Genomic DNA, 15,024 nt, shown 5'->3' with positions numbered 1-15,024 from the left:
ACCATTACGCAGCCTCCCTGCTCCGAGCTTTGGCGACAAGGCTGAGAGCCCGTGATTCTGGTGCGGGAAAAGCGCGCCTCCCTCGCCATCATTCCAGCTTTCGCTCACGGCTATCAGGAATGGTCCAGGCGGCTACCGCCATGTGCAGCATGCACCGGTGCCACGCCTTCGTTCATCGTCCCGACCCCATGCCCCCCACTTTTGCGACATGGCTAAGAATTCGTCATCCCAGCGGAAGCTGGGATCCCGTGGCTTCAAGCTCTGGGGTGCACAAGGCACTGGATTCCAGCTTTCGCTGGAATGACGCCGCTGCACAATACGAAGCATCAGGGATAGCGCCCTTGGCCAAAGGCAAGACGCTCTACCACGGTCTAACCAGCCTGCTGCTCGTGACCATGCTTGCCGGCTGCACGGCAGTGTCTTCTTCCTCCGTCGATGCCGTGAAGCTGGTGGTGCAGCAGCATCGTGACCACAGCCCGACGGCCGCCGAAGTCGCCGCCCGTCCGTATTACCAGATGGAGGCGAGCACGCGTGAAGGCCACGCCGTGCTGATTCTCGGCAATATCGATGGTGCGCGCGAAGACTGGTATGGCAGTCACGGCGTGGTGGTCTTCCTCAAGCACGGTCAGATCGTGCAAACCGCCGGGCTGTCGCAGAATCTCGACGGCCTTCATCAATCCCCCGACAACCCTTTCGCGCGCGGCCTGCAGCACCTCAGTGGACCGCTTGATTACGTCCGCCACGAAGACTGGTCACCCGGTTATCGCTACGACGTCGTGGTCCAGGCCCGACTGGTACCGGCCGGCACGGAGCAGCTCACCATCCTCGGCCAGACGCATACCGTGCTGCGCGTGGACGAACACTTGAGCGCGCCGGCCGCCCACTACCGCGCCACCAACCGTTACTGGGTCGATCCAGCCGACGGCTTCATATGGAAAAGCGTGCAGCAAGTGGCGCCGGGTATGGCCATCACCCTGGTGCAGTTGCGCCCGTATCGCGGGAAGGCGTCATGAAGCGGTGGATGCTGACCAGCCTGGCCATGTTGCTGGCCTCCGCTACCCTGCCCGTCCTGGCACAGGTACAGGTACGCGTCGAAGGAGCCGTGGATCACCCTGGCGTGCTGAATCTCAAGGACTCGGCCCGTCTCAGTGATGCCGCGCTTGCGGCCCAGGTACGGCCTGACGCCTACATGCTCGGCGCCGCCTGGTTGCGGCCATCGCTGCAATCGGAGCAACAGCGCCAGAAAGCCGGCGTACTGTTCGATCTGGACAGCCTGCACCTTCAGGCGCTTCAACGTGGTGACGCGGCGCTGGCGGAAGAGGTTGGCCGCCTGCGCAACCGGATCGCCGCATTGCCAGTCACCGGTCGCATGCCGGCCTTGCTCGACCCGCGTCCGGTAGAGGCCAATGCCGCTGCCAACCTGCCGCTACAGCCGGGCGACCGTCTGTTCTATCCGCTGCGCCCCACTACGATCCGCGTCGTCGGCGCGGTGCAGCAGCCATGCACGCTGCCGCTGCAAGCCATGCAGGACGCACGCAGCTATCTCGCCGCGTGCCCTTACTCCCGACGCGCCGACCACGACTGGATCTACGTGATCGAACCGGACGGCCGGGTATTTCGCCAGGGCGTAGCGCTGTGGAACCGCTCCCTGCCACTGTCGCTGGCCCAGGGGGCGGTGATCTATGTGCCGTTGCCGGCGCGCGCCGCCCAGCACGTCGATGCCACACTGAACCATGACGTGGCTGCGTTTTTGGCCACCCAGACCTTGCCTGGCCCGGGAGCAACGCCATGAAGCAACGCATCCGTCATACGCGTCGCTCGCGCGTTTCCGCTCCCTGTCGCCGCGCCTGCCTGTTGGCCGGGTTGCTGATTGCCGCACCGGCCCTGGCCGACACCACGCCGACCGGCTATGCACCCACGCAAAGCGACTGGGGGGGCGCCGGCCTGTGGCAGACCCCGACCGCACGCATGGCCGACGCCGGCGAAGTCGCCTTCACCGCCAGCCACGCGCAGCCGTACACACGCTACAACTTCACCTTGCAGCCGCTGCCGTGGCTGGAAGGGATCATTCGCTATTCCGATATCAGCAACATCCCATACGGTCCCGAGTCACTCAGCGGCAATCAAAGCCTGAAGGACAAATCGATCGACGCCAAGGTGCGGCTGTGGCAGGAAAGCCATTGGTTACCGGCCGTAGCCGTGGGCATCCGCGACCTGGGTGGCACTGGCTTGTTCTCCGGCGAATACGTGGTGACCAGCAAGCGCTTCGGTCCGATCGACGCCAGCCTTGGCATGGCTTGGGGCTACATGGGCGCCCGCGGCGACATCTCCAATCCGTTCGGCGTCCTCAGCGACAAGTTCAAGACTCGCCCCACCGGGCACTCCAGCACCGGCGGCGAGTTCAACAGCCACGCCTATTTCCGTGGTCCGGCGGCACTGTTCGGCGGCATCAGCTACCAGACGCCGTGGCAGCCGCTGGTGATCAAAGTGGAATACGACGGCAACAACTACAAGCACGAGCCGCATAACGACAATCAACCGCAGAGCAGCCCGTTTAACGTCGGCGCGGTGTTCCGACTGAATCGCAGCGTGGATTTCAGTGCGGCGCTGGAACGCGGCAACACCGCCATGTTCAGCATCACGTTGCACACCAACCTGGCTGAACACGCGGCGCCGCCGAAGGTGCTCGATCCGCCGCTGCCGCCACGCAAGACGACGCCCGTTACCACCACGTCGGAACAGGTGAACTGGGCCGACGTCAGCCGCCAGTTGCATGACAACGCCGGCATTCGCGTGTCGAAGATCACCCGTCGCGGCCGCGAGGTAGTGGTCACCGGCGAACAGGTCCGCTACTTCTACACCGCCAAGGCGATGGGCCGTACCGCGCGCGTGCTGGATGATTACCTGGGGCCGGGCATCGACTGGTTCACCGTGGAATCCACCCGCGAGGGCCTGCCCATCGTCGATACCAGCGTGCATCGCGAACGCTTCGATGCCCTGCTCGACCACCGCATCCCGATGGACGAGTTCCGGCTCAGCGTGGAGCAGGACCAGCCCATGCCGCAGCACGAGGAAGTGCTGTACCAGCCCAAGCCGAAGAAGTTCGATGGCGGTGCCTCGATCACCTACGGCCAGAGCCTGGGCGGCCCCGACGCGTTCATCCTGTATCAGATTGCCGCGAACTACGAAGCCAACTTCCACTTCACGCCCAACTTCTGGTGGAGCGGCGTGGTCAGCGCCAACCTGATCAACAACTACGACAAGTTCACCTACGACGCACCCAGCAACCTGCCGCGCGTACGCACCTACATTCGCGAATACCTCACCAGCCGGCGCATCACCCTGCCGGTGTTCCAGCTGACCGCCACGAAACGGTTGGGCCAGGACTGGTACGGCATGGCCTACGCCGGCATGTTCGAAAGCATGTATGGCGGCGTCGGCGGCGAAGTGCTGTACCGCCCATTCGGCGAACGCTGGGCGCTGGGCGCCGATGCGGCGTGGGTGAAGCAGCGCGGCTTCGACCAGGATTTCTCGTTCCGCCACTATCACGTCGCCACCGGCCATGTGACGGCCTACATCGACACCGGCGTGGACGACGTCACCCTGGCGCTGAGCGCCGGCCGTTATCTCGCCGGCGACTGGGGCGGCACCATCGACGTCTCGCGTGAATTCCGCAACGGCGTGCGCATGGGCGCCTACGCGACGTTGACCAGCGCCGACGGCAAGCAATACGGCGAAGGCAGCTTCGACAAGGGCATCTACATCTCGATCCCGTTCGACCTGATGCTGCCCCGCTCCACCGTCAACCGCGCCAACATCCTGTGGCAACCGTTGATCCGCGACGGCGGTGCCACGCTGGGTCGCCGCTATTCGCTGTACACCCTGACCGACGGCCGCGACAGCGACAACTTCAACGGCAATTTGCAGATGATCACGCAGTAGGTACGCGGATAGAAGCGCCAAACGTGACTGCCACTGTAGGAGCGCACCCTGTGCGCGATGCTCTGACGACGACCAAGATCAAGAGCCATCGCGCACAGGGTGCGCTCCTACAATGTGGGGATCGCGGCCACGGGTGCCGTTGTAAGAGCGGCTTCAGCCGCGATCATCCCGGTACCAGCCACACCTCGCCGTCTTCAATCGTCAGCGGCACCGCGCGCAAGCTGTCGCCACGGCAAGGGCCGCCCACGCAGCAACCATCATCGGTGCGGAAGCTGGCGCCGTGTACGGCGCAGACCAGGGTGCCGCGAGTGATCAGGAATTTACCCGGCGCCCAATCCAGTCGACGCCCGGCGTGCGGGCAAACATTGATCCATGCCCGCACGCCATCACCATGGCGCAGCACGATCAGGTTTTCCTCGCCGTCGGGCAACATCGCGTCCAGCGCCACGGCTTCGCCATCGGGCAGATCATCGAGGCGGCACAATGGGCGGAGCGGGGGGAGTGTATCCATCGGCACTTGTCTCGCGGGCCGTCAGGCCCCATCGTTGCACATGTAAGTCATTGATTTTAGCACACGGATTTTTAACACATGCGCTTTATCCTGCCGCCCATGCGTCGCCCTCGCCATCCGCTGGCCCGTGCCCTGTCCCTGCTGATCGGGCTGGCCGTGGTCGGTGTCCTGCTGGTCTTCGGCCTGATGGTGGCCGGCATCCTGTTGGTCGGCGGCGGCTTGTTGCTGGCTTGGCGACAGTGGAAACAGGGTCGCGCAGGTGCGAAGCCTGCCATGCAGGGCCGCCAGCCGCACCAGCCCGACGTGCTGGAAGGCGAATTCGTGGTGATTCAGCACGGGCGACCGGTCTCGCGTTGAATCGGGTGGACCGCGGCTGAAGCCGCTCCTGCCGACGATGCAGGCTCTCGTAGGAGCCACCCTGTGCGCGAAAGGCTTCTCGCGATATCCGGCCAAGAGCATTCGCGCACAGGGTGTGCTCCTACAAAAACGGGCTACCGGCACACGATTTGCTCTGTGCGCACGATCCGGATAGTCGGAACGGCACTCGCGCCCTAATCTCGTCCCATGTATCCGCATGGGGCTCCCCATGAACAAATCCACCGAATCCACGCTCGAACAAGTGCGTCGACAGCTCGACTGCACCGATGAAGCGCCGACACTCGACACCCTGGCCAAGACCGCCCGGCTCAGCCCGAGCCATCTGCAGCGTGCCTTTCGTCGGCGCTATGGCATGAGTCCGGCCGAATACCACCGCGCCCGTCGCTTCGGCCAGCTCAAGGCGGCCCTGCGTGAAGGTGCCGGCGTCAGCGACGCGGTCTATGAAGCCGGCTTCGGCTCGGGCAGTCGCGTCTACGAGCACAGCGACCGTCTGCTCGGCATGACCCCGGCCAGCTACCGGGCCGGTGGTGCCGGCGCCAGCATCCGCTACACCACCACCGACACATCGCTTGGCCGCTTGCTGGTGGCCGCCACCACCCGCGGCATCTGCTCGGTAACGCTGGGTGCGGACGACACCGAACTGGAAACGCGCCTGGCCAATGAATTTCCCAAAGCCGCCCGCGAACGCGTGGATGCCGGCCGCGAGGAATGGCTGGATGCGGTGATCGCCCGCATCGCCAGTCAACTGGGCTGGAGCGGCGCCGATGCACCCGCTCTCCCGCCGCTGGACGTGGCCGCCACCGCCTTCCAGTGGCGCGTATGGGACGCGCTGACCCGCATCCCCTCCGGCCAGACGCGCAGCTACGGCGAACTGGCCGCCGAGCTCGGCCAACCGAAAGCCGCCCGCGCCGTCGGCAACGCCTGTGGCAGCAACCGGCTGGCGCTGATCGTGCCCTGCCACCGCGTGGTGCGCGAAGACGGCTCGCCGGGCGGTTGGCGCTGGGGCGTGGAGCGCAAGCGCCAACTTCTGGCCAGCGAACAACGCATGGCAGAACGGTAGGAGCGCACCCTGTGCGCGATTGCCTGAGCCTGCAACAGGCTTTTCGCGCACAGGGTGCGCTCCTACCTGCCGCAAACCGGACGTCTTGACGCTGCCTCAAGCCTGCCTTGCGAAATGCTCGCTGGCGCCTGCTGCCGTCACGATGCAGCATGCTTCCGGCGCTACACTGCGTCGCCTCCCTCCCCCTCGACTCCCCATGAACGACTCCACCACCACGCCTGCCGTTGCGGCGATCCCGCTGTCCGCCAATCCGCGCGTGATGGTGCCGCTGGGCCTGCTCGCGCTGTATGTGATCTGGGGTTCGACCTATCTCGGCATCCACTTCGCGTTGGCCAGCTATCCGCCGTTCCTGCTGGCCGGCGTGCGCTTCCTGTGTGCCGGCGGCCTGCTGTTCGGTTACCTGCGACTCCGCGGGGTGGCGCCGCCCTCGCCACGCCAATGGCGCAATGCAGCGGTCACCGGCATCCTGCTGCTCGGCCTGGGCAACGGGCTGGTTTGCTTCGCCGAGGAGCGCGTGAGCTCGGGTATCGCCGCCGTGGCGGTCGCCAGCATGCCGCTGTTCGCCGCGCTGTTCTCCGGCTTCTACAACGACTGGCCCAGCCGCCGTGAAAGCCTGGGGCTTGCGATCGGCTTCGCCGGGGTGATCGTGCTGAATCTCGGCAGCAGCCTGTCCGGTTCGCGCCTCGGTGCACTGGCGCTGTTGGCCGCTGCTGCCGCATGGGCCTTCGGCTCGGTGTGGAGCAAGCGCCAGGACATGCCCTCCGGCCCGATGAACACCGCGGCGCAGATGCTGTGCGGCAGCGCGGCGTTGCTCGTCATGGGCTTCGGCGGCGGCGAACGCTTGCCGGCACATCCCACCGCCCACGCCACGCTGGCGCTCGCTTACCTGGTGGTGTTCGGTTCGCTGATCGGCTTCAGCGCGTTCCTCTACGTGCTCAAGCACGCGCGGCCGGTGCTGGCTACCAGCTACGCCTATGTGAATCCGCCGGTGGCAGTGCTGTTCGGCCTGCTGCTGGCGGGCGAACATGTTGGACCGTTCGATCTCGCAGGCATGGCGGTGATCCTGCTGGGTGTGGCGGTGATCACGCTGGCTCGGCAGAAGCCGCCCAAACTCACCAGCATTTCCCCTCCCTCTGCGGCGCAGGGAGAGGCTGGGAGGGGGTGAGGCTCTACCGCAACGCCTAACCCCACCCCAACCCTCCCCTGCACAGGGGAGGGAGAAATGCCTGGCTTCGTCGCAGCGGCGCGCATCGACCATCGTCGGCTTGTCCTGCCTGCGTGACGCGCGCCACCATGGCCGGGACACCGCATGGGGACTGGCATGAATACAGTGAATGAAGGTCGGATGGCGCGTGCCGCACTGCGCAGCGCGGCGTGGTCGGAGCGCTGGTTCCCGGATGCGTGGGTATTTGCTGCGCTGGGTGTGGTCATCGTGGCCGTGGTCGCACTGAGCTTCGGCAGTTCGCCGGTTGCCACGGTGAACGCCTTTGGCAGTGGTTTCTGGAGTCTGATCCCGTTCACCATGCAGATGGCCTTCGTGGTGATCGGCGGCTACGTGGTGGCCACCGCACCGATGGTGGCACGTTTCATCGATCTGCTGGCACGAGCCCCCAGGAGCGGGCGTGGCGCGATCTGCTACGTGGCACTGGTGAGCATGTTGGCCTCGCTGCTGTCGTGGGGTTTCTCGCTGGTGTTCGGCGGATTGCTGGTACGTGCGCTGGCGCGGCGGAAAGATCTGCGCATGGATTACCGCGCGGCGGGCGCGGCGGCTTATCTCGGCCTGGGTGCGGTGTGGGCGATGGGCTTGTCCTCGTCCGCGGCGCAGTTGCAGGCCAACCCGACAAGCATGCCGCCGGGCCTGCTCGCCATCACCGGCGTGCTTCCTTTCAGCAACACCATTTTCCTGTGGCAATCATTCGCGCTCACCGGCTGCCTGATCGCAGCTTCGCTGGTGGTGTGCTGGCTTACCGCTCCGTCGGACCGCAATGCACGCACCGCCGAGGATTTCGGCGTCGCCGAGGAAACCGCCACGCCGGCCTTGCCGCCGCGCACGCGGCCGGGCGAATGGCTGGAATACAGCCCGCTGCTGTCGGTGTTGATCGGCCTGCTGGGACTGGGCTGGCTGGGCCACGAATTCGCCAGCAAGCCGGCAGTCAGCGCCATCGCCAACCTCAACACCTACAACTTCCTGTTCCTCACGGCGGGCCTGTTGTTGCACTGGCGTCCGCGCAGCTTTCTGGATGCGGTGACCCGGGCGGTGCCGAGCACGGCGGGCGTGCTGATCCAGTTCCCGTTGTACGGCGGCATCGCCGCCTTGCTCACCCACGTGCAGGGCCATGGCGGTTTGACGCTGGCGCACCGGCTGTCGCAACTGTTCGTGCACGTGGCCAACACCGACACCTTCCCGCTGGTAATGGGTGCGTATTCATCCATCCTCGGCTTCTTCGTGCCTTCGGGCGGTGGCAAATGGCTGGTAGAAGCGCCTTACGTGATGCAAGCGGCCAACGATTTGCACGTGCACCTGGGCTGGGCCGTGCAGGTGTACAACGCCGCCGAAGCGCTGCCGAACCTGATCAACCCGTTCTGGATGCTGCCGCTGCTCGGCGTGCTGGGCCTGAAGGCGCGCGACGTGGTCGGCTACACCTTCATGCAATTGCTGGTGCATGTGCCGCTGGTACTGGGTTTGCTGTGGTTGCTTGGGCTCACGCTGACGTACGTGCCGCCGGTCATGCCGTGAAGGATCGGTAGGAGCGCACCCTGTGCGCGAGCTTTTCGGTACATAACCGAAGAGCATCGCGCACAGGGTGCGCTCCTACAATTACAGCTCGCGTAGTGCCGTGGTTACGGGCAGGCGTGCCGCCCGCACGGCGGGGAACAGGCCACCGATGAAGCCGATGGCGAGGGCCCATTTCAGGCCGGTCCAGATCAGAGCACCGTCGACCTTGAACTGGAATACCACGTCGGAGAAACCGCTCAGGGTGGAAGCGGTGTAGCCGTCGAAGACCAGCCATACGACGACCGCGCCGAGGACACCGCCAAGCAATGCCAGCAGCATGGTTTCCAGCATCACCGATACCACTACCGGGCCACCACGAAAACCGATGGCGCGCAGCGTGGCGATCTCGCGGGCCCGCGCGGCGACTGCGGCGAACATGCAGTTGAGTGCGCCGAACACCGCGCCGATGGCCATGATCACGCCCACCACCAGACCTACGATACGGATGATCTTGGCCAGCCCTGCCGATTGCTTGGCGAAGTAGGCTTTCGTCGTATCGGCTTCCACCTTCAACTTGGGATCGGCGGCAAGCGCCGCCTTGAAGGGTGCGAATGCCGACGCACTGGACAACTTCACCAGCACCGATTCGGCGCTGTCGCCACGACGATAGTCCGCCGCCACCTCCTTGCGATCGGCCCACAATTCCGAGGCGTAGGCGTCGCCGCTGGCGAACACGCCGACGACCTTCCAGCGCTGCCGGCCCAGCTTCACCTCGTCGCCCACGCCGAGGTTGGCGAACTCGCGTTGTGCGCCCTGCCCCACCACCAGTTCACGCAGACCGGGTTTGAACTTGCGGCCTTGCACGATTTTCAGGTTCGGTCGCAGCGCCCAGGCGCTGTCGTCCACGCCGCGCAATTGCGCATTGCCATCGTCGTCCGAATTTTTCTTGCGCATGCTCGCGGCCACCACCAGCTCGGCCGACACCAGCGGCTTGCCGGCAGCGTCGCGGGCGATGCCCGGCGCCTGTTCGATGGCATTCACGTCGTCGTGCGTCATCACCGACTGCGCCTCGGACACCGAGCCGCCACGCAGCACGATGGCAGTGTCGTCGCGCCCGCCGCCCTGCAGCGTGGCCTGGAAGCCTTGGCCCATCGCCAGCAGCGCCACCAGCACGCCGACCACACCGGCGATGCCGATCACGATTACCGACGACGAACCGATCCGCTGGCGCAAGGTGCCCATGCCCACCGCCGTCACTGAGCTCGCCTGCCGCCCGGTGCGCGTCAGCAGCATCCACAGGGCCAGCAGCACCGCCAGCGCCACGGCACCGATCCACGGCAACTTCGTCCATATCACCAGCGCCACCACCATCAGCAGCAGCAAGCCGAGATTGATCAGGAATTTTTTCATGCGCCCATCCTCAAGGCTTCCACGATGTTCAAGCGCATCGCGCGCAGCGCGGGCGGCAGGCCCACCACCGCACCGATGAGTACCATCAGCAACACGCCAACCAGCCAGGTGCTGCCGGCCACCGCGTGCACCGGCATCATGCCGCCGCTTTTGGCGCTGAGGGCCGGCACGATCAGCGACACCAGTGCCAACCCGATCGCACCGCCCAGCACCAGCATCAGCACGCCTTCGGCCAGCACCATCGCCAGCACGCTGGTGTTGGAAAACCCTATCGTCTTGAGTACGGCCAGCTCATTGGTGCGCTCGCGTACCGCCTGCATCATGGTATTGCCGGTAAGCAACAACAGGGTGAAGAACACCGCGCCCATGATCGCCGTGACGATGAAACCGATGTTCACCATCTGCTTGATGAACGACGCCTGGAACGCCTGCTCGGTTTGCGCCTTGGTCTCGTGGTCGGAGTTGGCCGAGATCGCGTCGATGGCATGCGCCACCGCGTCGGCTTGCGCCGGATGGGCCACCTTCACCACGTACCAGTGCACGGTACCGGAGCCGAAGGCGTTGTTCTCGTCGAAGTATTTCCAGTGGAACATCAGCATCTGCTCGCGCCCGGCCTGGGCGGGGTCTCTGGCGTGGAAGATGCCCACGATGTCGAAGGTCCAGGTCTGGTTGCCGCTGGCCTTGGACGGAAAGATCGTCGACTGCAGCGGGATCTTGTCGCCGATCTTCCAGCCGAATCGTTTCGCCAGCGCCGCGCCGACCACGGCACCGGTGCGCGTCTTGCCCCAGATGGCGCGCTGGTCCGCCGGCAGGTTCAGTTCGGGATACAGGTCGAAATAATTCGGACTCACCGCGAAGCTGACCACCTGGTTCTTCGGGTCCTGGTAGACTCCGCCAAACCAGTTCGCCGACGCCACCGCCGCTACGCCCGGCACGGTGGCGATGCGCGCGCCCAGGCTTTCCGGCAAGGGCTGTTGCATCGACATTTTAGAGTTCACGATCAGCCGGCCGGCACCCGCCACGTCATTGCCGGCGGTGAATGCCACACGCACCGAATCGAGCAGGCCGAACAACACGAACGCCGCGATGATCGACACCAGCGTGAGGAAGGTGCGCGACTTGCGCCGGAACAGCGCAGCCCAGATGAGATGGAGGTATTTCATGGCCGTATCCCCTCGACATGATTCCTTATCCCCTTCGGGGAGAAGGTGCCCGAAGGGCGGATGAGGGGCGGGTGCTCGTGACAAGGTTTCCCGAAGCGGGCTTTCACCCAACCTCGCCGCAAGATTGACCCCTCACCCCAACCCTCTCCCCAAAGGGGAGAGGGGGTCGCCTTGAACGACTCTCGCGGCGAGGTTGTCCCCTCACCCCAGCCCTCTCCCCAGAGGGGAGAGGGCGTCGCGTTGACCGACCCTCGCGGCGCGGTTGCCGCCTCACCCTCCGTCACCCCAGCGAAAGCTGGGGTCCAGCGCCTGCACGCCTCCAGCGGCAAAGGCTCTGGATTCCTGCCTGCGCAGGAACGACGAGCAGAGGAGATTCCGCGCAGGGGAGAGGAAGTTATTGCAGCACGCGCGTTCATGCCGTCACCTGCTCGACCAGCGTGCCCTTGTCCAGTTGCAAGGTGTGGTTGGCATATTCGGCGGCCTTGGGATCGTGGGTGACCATCACGATGGTCTTGCCGTGCTCGCGGTTGAGCGTGCGCAGCAGGCCCAGCACATCCTCGGCGGACTGGCGGTCCAGGTCGCCGGTGGGCTCGTCGCACACCAGCAAGGTGGGGTCGGAGACGATGGCGCGGGCAATCGCCACGCGCTGCTGCTGGCCACCGGACAGCTCGCTGGGCTTGTGCGAGGCACGCTCGGACAGGCCGACCAATTGCAAGGCAATCGCCGCATTCTTGCGCCGCTGTGCGCCCGACAGCTTGGTCAGCAGCAGCGGCAGCTCCACGTTGCGCTGCGCGCTCAGCATCGGCATCAGGTTGTAGAACTGGAAGATGAAGCCGACGTGGGCGGCGCGCCACTTGGCCAGCGCACCGCCACCGAGCTGGTCGATGCGCTGCCCGGCCACGCTGATGCTGCCGCCGGTCGGCGTATCCAGGCCGCCGATCAGGTTGAGCAAGGTGGTCTTGCCCGAGCCGGACGGCCCCATCAATGCCAGGAAGTCGCCTTCGGCGATGTCCAGGTTGATGTGATGCAGCACCTCGACCTTCTGCTTGCCACGCGTGTAGCGCTTGGAGAGGTCGCGAATTTCGATCAACGTGTCCATGATTGTCTCCGGTGAATGAGCGCGTGTAGGAGCGCACGCTGTCCGCGATGAAGCCCTTCGCGAAAATCATTCGCGCACAAGGTGCGCTCCTACAGTGGTTAGGGTTTTGATGCTTCCGTCTGGACGTCCGAACCGTCATGCAGCCCGGCCGACGGCGATACCACTACGACATCGCCCGCCTTCACCGCCGCCGGGATGAGCTTCAGATCGCCGTAGTTCTGCGTTGCCGGTTGCACTTCGCGGCGGAACGCCTTGCCGTCATCGACCACGAACACCACGGCATGACCACCGCGCTGCACGATCGCCTTGGCCGGCACCAGCACGCCCTTGGGCGCCTGTGCCGCAGGCTCGGGCTTGGCATCCAGGAACGACACGCGCACGCCCATGTCCGGCACGATGCGCTGATCCTTCCGCTCCAGCGCCACGCGCACCTTCACCGTCGCCTTGCCGCGGTCGGCGGCGGGCACGATGGCGATGACGTGGGCGGGGATCTTCCAGTCCGGATACGCGTCGAGCACGGCTTCGGCAGGCATGTCCGGCTTCACGCGACCGATGTAGGCCTCGTTGACGTCCACGTCCACCTCCAGCGAATTCATGTCGACGATGGTGCCCACGCCGGTGCGGGTGAAACCGCCGCCGGCGGACAGTGGCGAGATGATTTCGCCTACCTGCGCATCCTTGGTGGTGATGACGCCGCTGAACGGCGCGCGCACCACGCAGTAGTCGAAATTCACCTGCGCCTGGGTGACCTGTGCATCGGCGGCGGCGGCCTGCTTGCGTTGCGACATCAGCTGGGCGCGGGCGGTATCGGCCAGGGTGCGTGCCTGTTCGGCCGTCTGTTTCGCCACCAGCCCGCGTGCCGCCAGGGACTGCTGACGCCCCGCGTCGCGCGTGTCCTGCGCCAGTTGGGCCTGGTACTGGTTCACCAGCGCATGGGCCGCGGCAGCCTGCGCCTTGGCCGCCGTCAACGCGGCTTTCCAGGCGCTGTCGTCCAGTCGCGCCAGCACCTGGCCCTTGTGCACGTGGTCGCCTTCCTCGATCAGCACCGCGGTCAGCGTGCCGGTGATCTGCGCCGACACCGTGGCCTGCCGCCGCGCGGTGACGTAGCCGGTCGCCTGCAGCACCGCGCCGGCGTCGGCGTCCGATGACGGCGCTACCGCCATGGCCACCTGCACCGGCATGGCGCGATGACCCCACCACCACCAGCCACCGGCAGCGACCAGCGCCAGCACGACCAGCACGCCGACCAGCCACGGCCAGCGTGGCGAGCCCGTTCCGTGGTCTTCGCGCTGATGGCGCTCGATGCGCAATTCCTTCAACAGATCGGTGTCGCTCACCCTTGTCCCCTGGCACTTGGCATGGCTGGCACGATAGGCGTCACTCACCGCCGCAACCATGCACGCCCATCAACCATCGCTGGTGACAGGTGTCACCCGCTGCCGTGGTGAACTGCTACGCTTGGACGCATGCGCTACGTCATCGATCCGCCTTCCGTCCCCAGCCTGCCGGTGCTCGGCAGCGAGCTGCGTTTTCCGATCCGCCGCGTGTTCTGCGTCGGTCGCAATTACGCCGAGCATGCCCGCGAAATGGGCTCCGCTGTGGACAAGGGCACGCCCATGTTCTTCGGCAAGCCGGCCGATGCCGTGGTCAGTGACGGTGCCGACGTGCCCTACCCCAGCATCACCACCGACCTGCACCACGAGGTGGAAATGGTGGTGGCACTGAAGGCTGGCGGACGCGACCTTTCCGCCGAGCAGGCCATGGCGGCCGTCTTCGGCTACGGCGTGGGCCTGGACCTGACCCGGCGCGACCTGCAGGCGCAGGTGAAGGCCAAGGGGCATCCGTGGGACGTGGCCAAGGGCTTCGACCATTCCGCCCCCGTTTCGGCCTTGCGTCCGGCCAGCGATGCCACGCCCGGGCCGGATACCGAGTTGCGCCTGAGCGTGAACGACGAACTGCGCCAGCACGGGCGCCTGGGCGAGATGATTCACGACGTGCCGGCGATCCTGGTCGCGCTGTCCACCCTGTTCGAACTGAAGCCCGGCGACCTGATCTTCACCGGCACGCCGGCCGGCGTGGCGGCGCTCAAGTGCGGCGACCGCTTCCATGCCGAACTGGCAGGCATCGCCGAGCTGAACGGCCGTATTGTCTGAGCGTAATATCGGACGATTCCCAAACCGGAAACCTGTGCGGCACCGGCCTGCTGCGCTAAAGTTCTCGTGCCATTCGGCAGCATTTCGGGGAGAAAGCGATGAGCATGATGAAGGAATTCAAGGAATTCGCGATGCGCGGCAACGTCATCGACATGGCGGTCGGTATCGTCATCGGTGGCGCATTCGGCAAGATCGTCACCTCGTTGGTGAACGACGTGATCATGCCACCGATCGGTTACATCACCGGCGGCGTCGATTTCTCGAAGATGAAGTGGATCCTCAAACCGGCAGACAACAGCGATCCGAAGCACAAGATCGCCGAGGTTGCGATCAACTACGGCACCTTCATCAATACCATCATCACCTTCATCATCATCGCCTTTGCGATCTTCATGGTGGTCAAGCTGATCAACAAGATGCACAAGAAGGAAGAAGCCGCCCCCGCCGCGCCGCCGGCTGACGTGACCCTGCTCACCGAGATCCGCGATTTGCTGAAGAACAAGGCGTAAGTCCGACACGCTGTCGGATGCGCGAAAAAGGCGGCCGTCGGTCGCCTTTTTCGTATCTGACAAACTGCTTCGGCAAACTGCAG

Annotated in this window: 14 protein-coding genes; 9 read left to right on the top strand and 5 right to left on the bottom strand. The window is 65.3% G+C overall.

Features of this window, described 5'->3' with window-relative positions:
• Nucleotides 1–341: 341 nt before the first annotated feature.
• The 3 genes from BMY90_RS04845 to BMY90_RS04835 are packed head-to-tail and all read left to right on the top strand — an operon-like array spanning nt 342 to nt 3,942.
• Nucleotides 342–1,013, top strand: coding sequence for a YjbF family lipoprotein (locus BMY90_RS04845; RefSeq protein ID WP_245734903.1), 672 nt, complete (start codon nt 342–344; stop codon nt 1,011–1,013).
• Nucleotides 1,010–1,792, top strand: coding sequence for a capsule biosynthesis GfcC family protein (locus BMY90_RS04840; RefSeq protein ID WP_092702090.1), 783 nt, complete (start codon nt 1,010–1,012; stop codon nt 1,790–1,792). The genes BMY90_RS04845 and BMY90_RS04840 overlap by 4 nt, the downstream gene beginning before the upstream one ends.
• A complete protein-coding gene (locus tag BMY90_RS04835; RefSeq protein ID WP_092702088.1) occupies nt 1,789–3,942 on the top strand; it encodes a YjbH domain-containing protein in 2,154 nt (717 codons plus the stop codon). The genes BMY90_RS04840 and BMY90_RS04835 overlap by 4 nt, the downstream gene beginning before the upstream one ends.
• 163 nt (nt 3,943–4,105) lie before the next feature.
• Here the strand turns inward: BMY90_RS04835 and BMY90_RS04830 are convergent, their stop codons facing one another.
• Nucleotides 4,106–4,453 carry a Rieske (2Fe-2S) protein gene (locus BMY90_RS04830; protein WP_092702086.1) on the bottom strand — a complete coding sequence of 116 codons (348 nt, stop codon included), beginning with the start codon at nt 4,451–4,453 and terminating at the stop codon, nt 4,106–4,108.
• A gap of 78 nt (nt 4,454–4,531) precedes the next feature.
• On the opposite strand from BMY90_RS04830, the gene BMY90_RS04825 reads away from it, so the two are divergent.
• The 4 genes from BMY90_RS04825 to BMY90_RS04810 all read left to right on the top strand — a co-directional run bounded on the left by BMY90_RS04825 (nt 4,532) and on the right by BMY90_RS04810 (nt 8,628).
• The gene (locus BMY90_RS04825; RefSeq protein ID WP_092702084.1) at nt 4,532–4,810 is read left to right on the top strand and encodes a hypothetical protein; all 279 of its coding nucleotides are present in this window, start codon (nt 4,532–4,534) and stop codon (nt 4,808–4,810) included.
• 229 nt (nt 4,811–5,039) lie between these two features.
• A complete protein-coding gene (locus BMY90_RS04820) occupies nt 5,040–5,891 on the top strand; it encodes a methylated-DNA--[protein]-cysteine S-methyltransferase (RefSeq protein WP_245734901.1) in 852 nt (283 codons plus the stop codon).
• A 196-nt stretch (nt 5,892–6,087) separates the two neighbouring features.
• Complete coding sequence (gene yedA / locus BMY90_RS04815) at nt 6,088–7,056, top strand: drug/metabolite exporter YedA (RefSeq protein ID WP_092702080.1); 969 nt, start codon at nt 6,088–6,090, stop codon at nt 7,054–7,056.
• A 180-nt stretch (nt 7,057–7,236) separates the two neighbouring features.
• Nucleotides 7,237–8,628 carry a short-chain fatty acid transporter gene (locus BMY90_RS04810; RefSeq protein WP_092702078.1) on the top strand — a complete coding sequence of 464 codons (1,392 nt, stop codon included), beginning with the start codon at nt 7,237–7,239 and terminating at the stop codon, nt 8,626–8,628.
• An 81-nt stretch (nt 8,629–8,709) separates the two neighbouring features.
• Here BMY90_RS04810 and BMY90_RS04805 read toward each other — a convergent pair whose 3' ends face one another.
• The 4 genes from BMY90_RS04805 to BMY90_RS04790 form a co-directional block, all read right to left on the bottom strand.
• Nucleotides 8,710–10,017, bottom strand: coding sequence for an ABC transporter permease (locus BMY90_RS04805; protein WP_092702076.1), 1,308 nt, complete (start codon nt 10,015–10,017; stop codon nt 8,710–8,712).
• Nucleotides 10,014–11,180, bottom strand: a complete 1,167-nt coding sequence (locus BMY90_RS04800) for an ABC transporter permease (RefSeq protein ID WP_092702074.1) — start codon at nt 11,178–11,180, stop codon at nt 10,014–10,016. Before BMY90_RS04800 ends, BMY90_RS04805 begins: the two co-directional genes overlap by 4 nt.
• Before the next feature lie 412 nt (nt 11,181–11,592).
• Complete coding sequence (locus tag BMY90_RS04795) at nt 11,593–12,279, bottom strand: ABC transporter ATP-binding protein (protein WP_008212497.1); 687 nt, start codon at nt 12,277–12,279, stop codon at nt 11,593–11,595.
• Nucleotides 12,280–12,377: 98 nt separating this feature from the next.
• On the bottom strand, nt 12,378–13,616 hold the full coding sequence (locus BMY90_RS04790; protein ID WP_092702072.1) for an efflux RND transporter periplasmic adaptor subunit: 1,239 nt from the start codon (nt 13,614–13,616) through the stop codon (nt 12,378–12,380).
• A 129-nt stretch (nt 13,617–13,745) separates the two neighbouring features.
• On the opposite strand from BMY90_RS04790, the gene BMY90_RS04785 reads away from it, so the two are divergent.
• A complete protein-coding gene (locus BMY90_RS04785) occupies nt 13,746–14,432 on the top strand; it encodes a fumarylacetoacetate hydrolase family protein (RefSeq protein ID WP_092702070.1) in 687 nt (228 codons plus the stop codon).
• Between the two features lie 98 nt (nt 14,433–14,530).
• The gene (gene mscL, locus BMY90_RS04780) at nt 14,531–14,941 is read left to right on the top strand and encodes a large-conductance mechanosensitive channel protein MscL (RefSeq protein ID WP_092702068.1); all 411 of its coding nucleotides are present in this window, start codon (nt 14,531–14,533) and stop codon (nt 14,939–14,941) included.
• Nucleotides 14,942–15,024: the final 83 nt, after the last annotated feature.

Source organism: Rhodanobacter glycinis, from assembly GCF_900114325.1.
Classification (GTDB): domain Bacteria; phylum Pseudomonadota; class Gammaproteobacteria; order Xanthomonadales; family Rhodanobacteraceae; genus Rhodanobacter_A; species Rhodanobacter_A glycinis.
This window is presented reverse-complemented; position numbering and strand designations above follow the sequence as displayed.

Bases quoted from the DNA above. Each gene is read 5' to 3' on its own strand.
- BMY90_RS04840 (WP_092702090.1), top strand. From the start codon at position 1,010: ATGAAGCGGTGGATGCTGACCAGCCTGGCCATGTTGCTGGCCTCCGCT.
- BMY90_RS04835 (WP_092702088.1), top strand. From the start codon at position 1,789: ATGAAGCAACGCATCCGTCATACGCGTCGCTCGCGCGTTTCCGCTCCC.
- BMY90_RS04830 (WP_092702086.1), bottom strand. From the start codon at position 4,453: ATGGATACACTCCCCCCGCTCCGCCCATTGTGCCGCCTCGATGATCTG.
- BMY90_RS04825 (WP_092702084.1), top strand. From the start codon at position 4,532: ATGCGCTTTATCCTGCCGCCCATGCGTCGCCCTCGCCATCCGCTGGCC.
- BMY90_RS04820 (WP_245734901.1), top strand. From the start codon at position 5,040: ATGAACAAATCCACCGAATCCACGCTCGAACAAGTGCGTCGACAGCTC.
- yedA (WP_092702080.1), top strand. From the start codon at position 6,088: ATGAACGACTCCACCACCACGCCTGCCGTTGCGGCGATCCCGCTGTCC.
- BMY90_RS04810 (WP_092702078.1), top strand. From the start codon at position 7,237: ATGGCGCGTGCCGCACTGCGCAGCGCGGCGTGGTCGGAGCGCTGGTTC.
- BMY90_RS04805 (WP_092702076.1), bottom strand. From the start codon at position 10,017: ATGAAAAAATTCCTGATCAATCTCGGCTTGCTGCTGCTGATGGTGGTG.
- BMY90_RS04800 (WP_092702074.1), bottom strand. From the start codon at position 11,180: ATGAAATACCTCCATCTCATCTGGGCTGCGCTGTTCCGGCGCAAGTCG.
- BMY90_RS04795 (WP_008212497.1), bottom strand. From the start codon at position 12,279: ATGGACACGTTGATCGAAATTCGCGACCTCTCCAAGCGCTACACGCGT.
- BMY90_RS04785 (WP_092702070.1), top strand. From the start codon at position 13,746: ATGCGCTACGTCATCGATCCGCCTTCCGTCCCCAGCCTGCCGGTGCTC.
- mscL (WP_092702068.1), top strand. From the start codon at position 14,531: ATGAGCATGATGAAGGAATTCAAGGAATTCGCGATGCGCGGCAACGTC.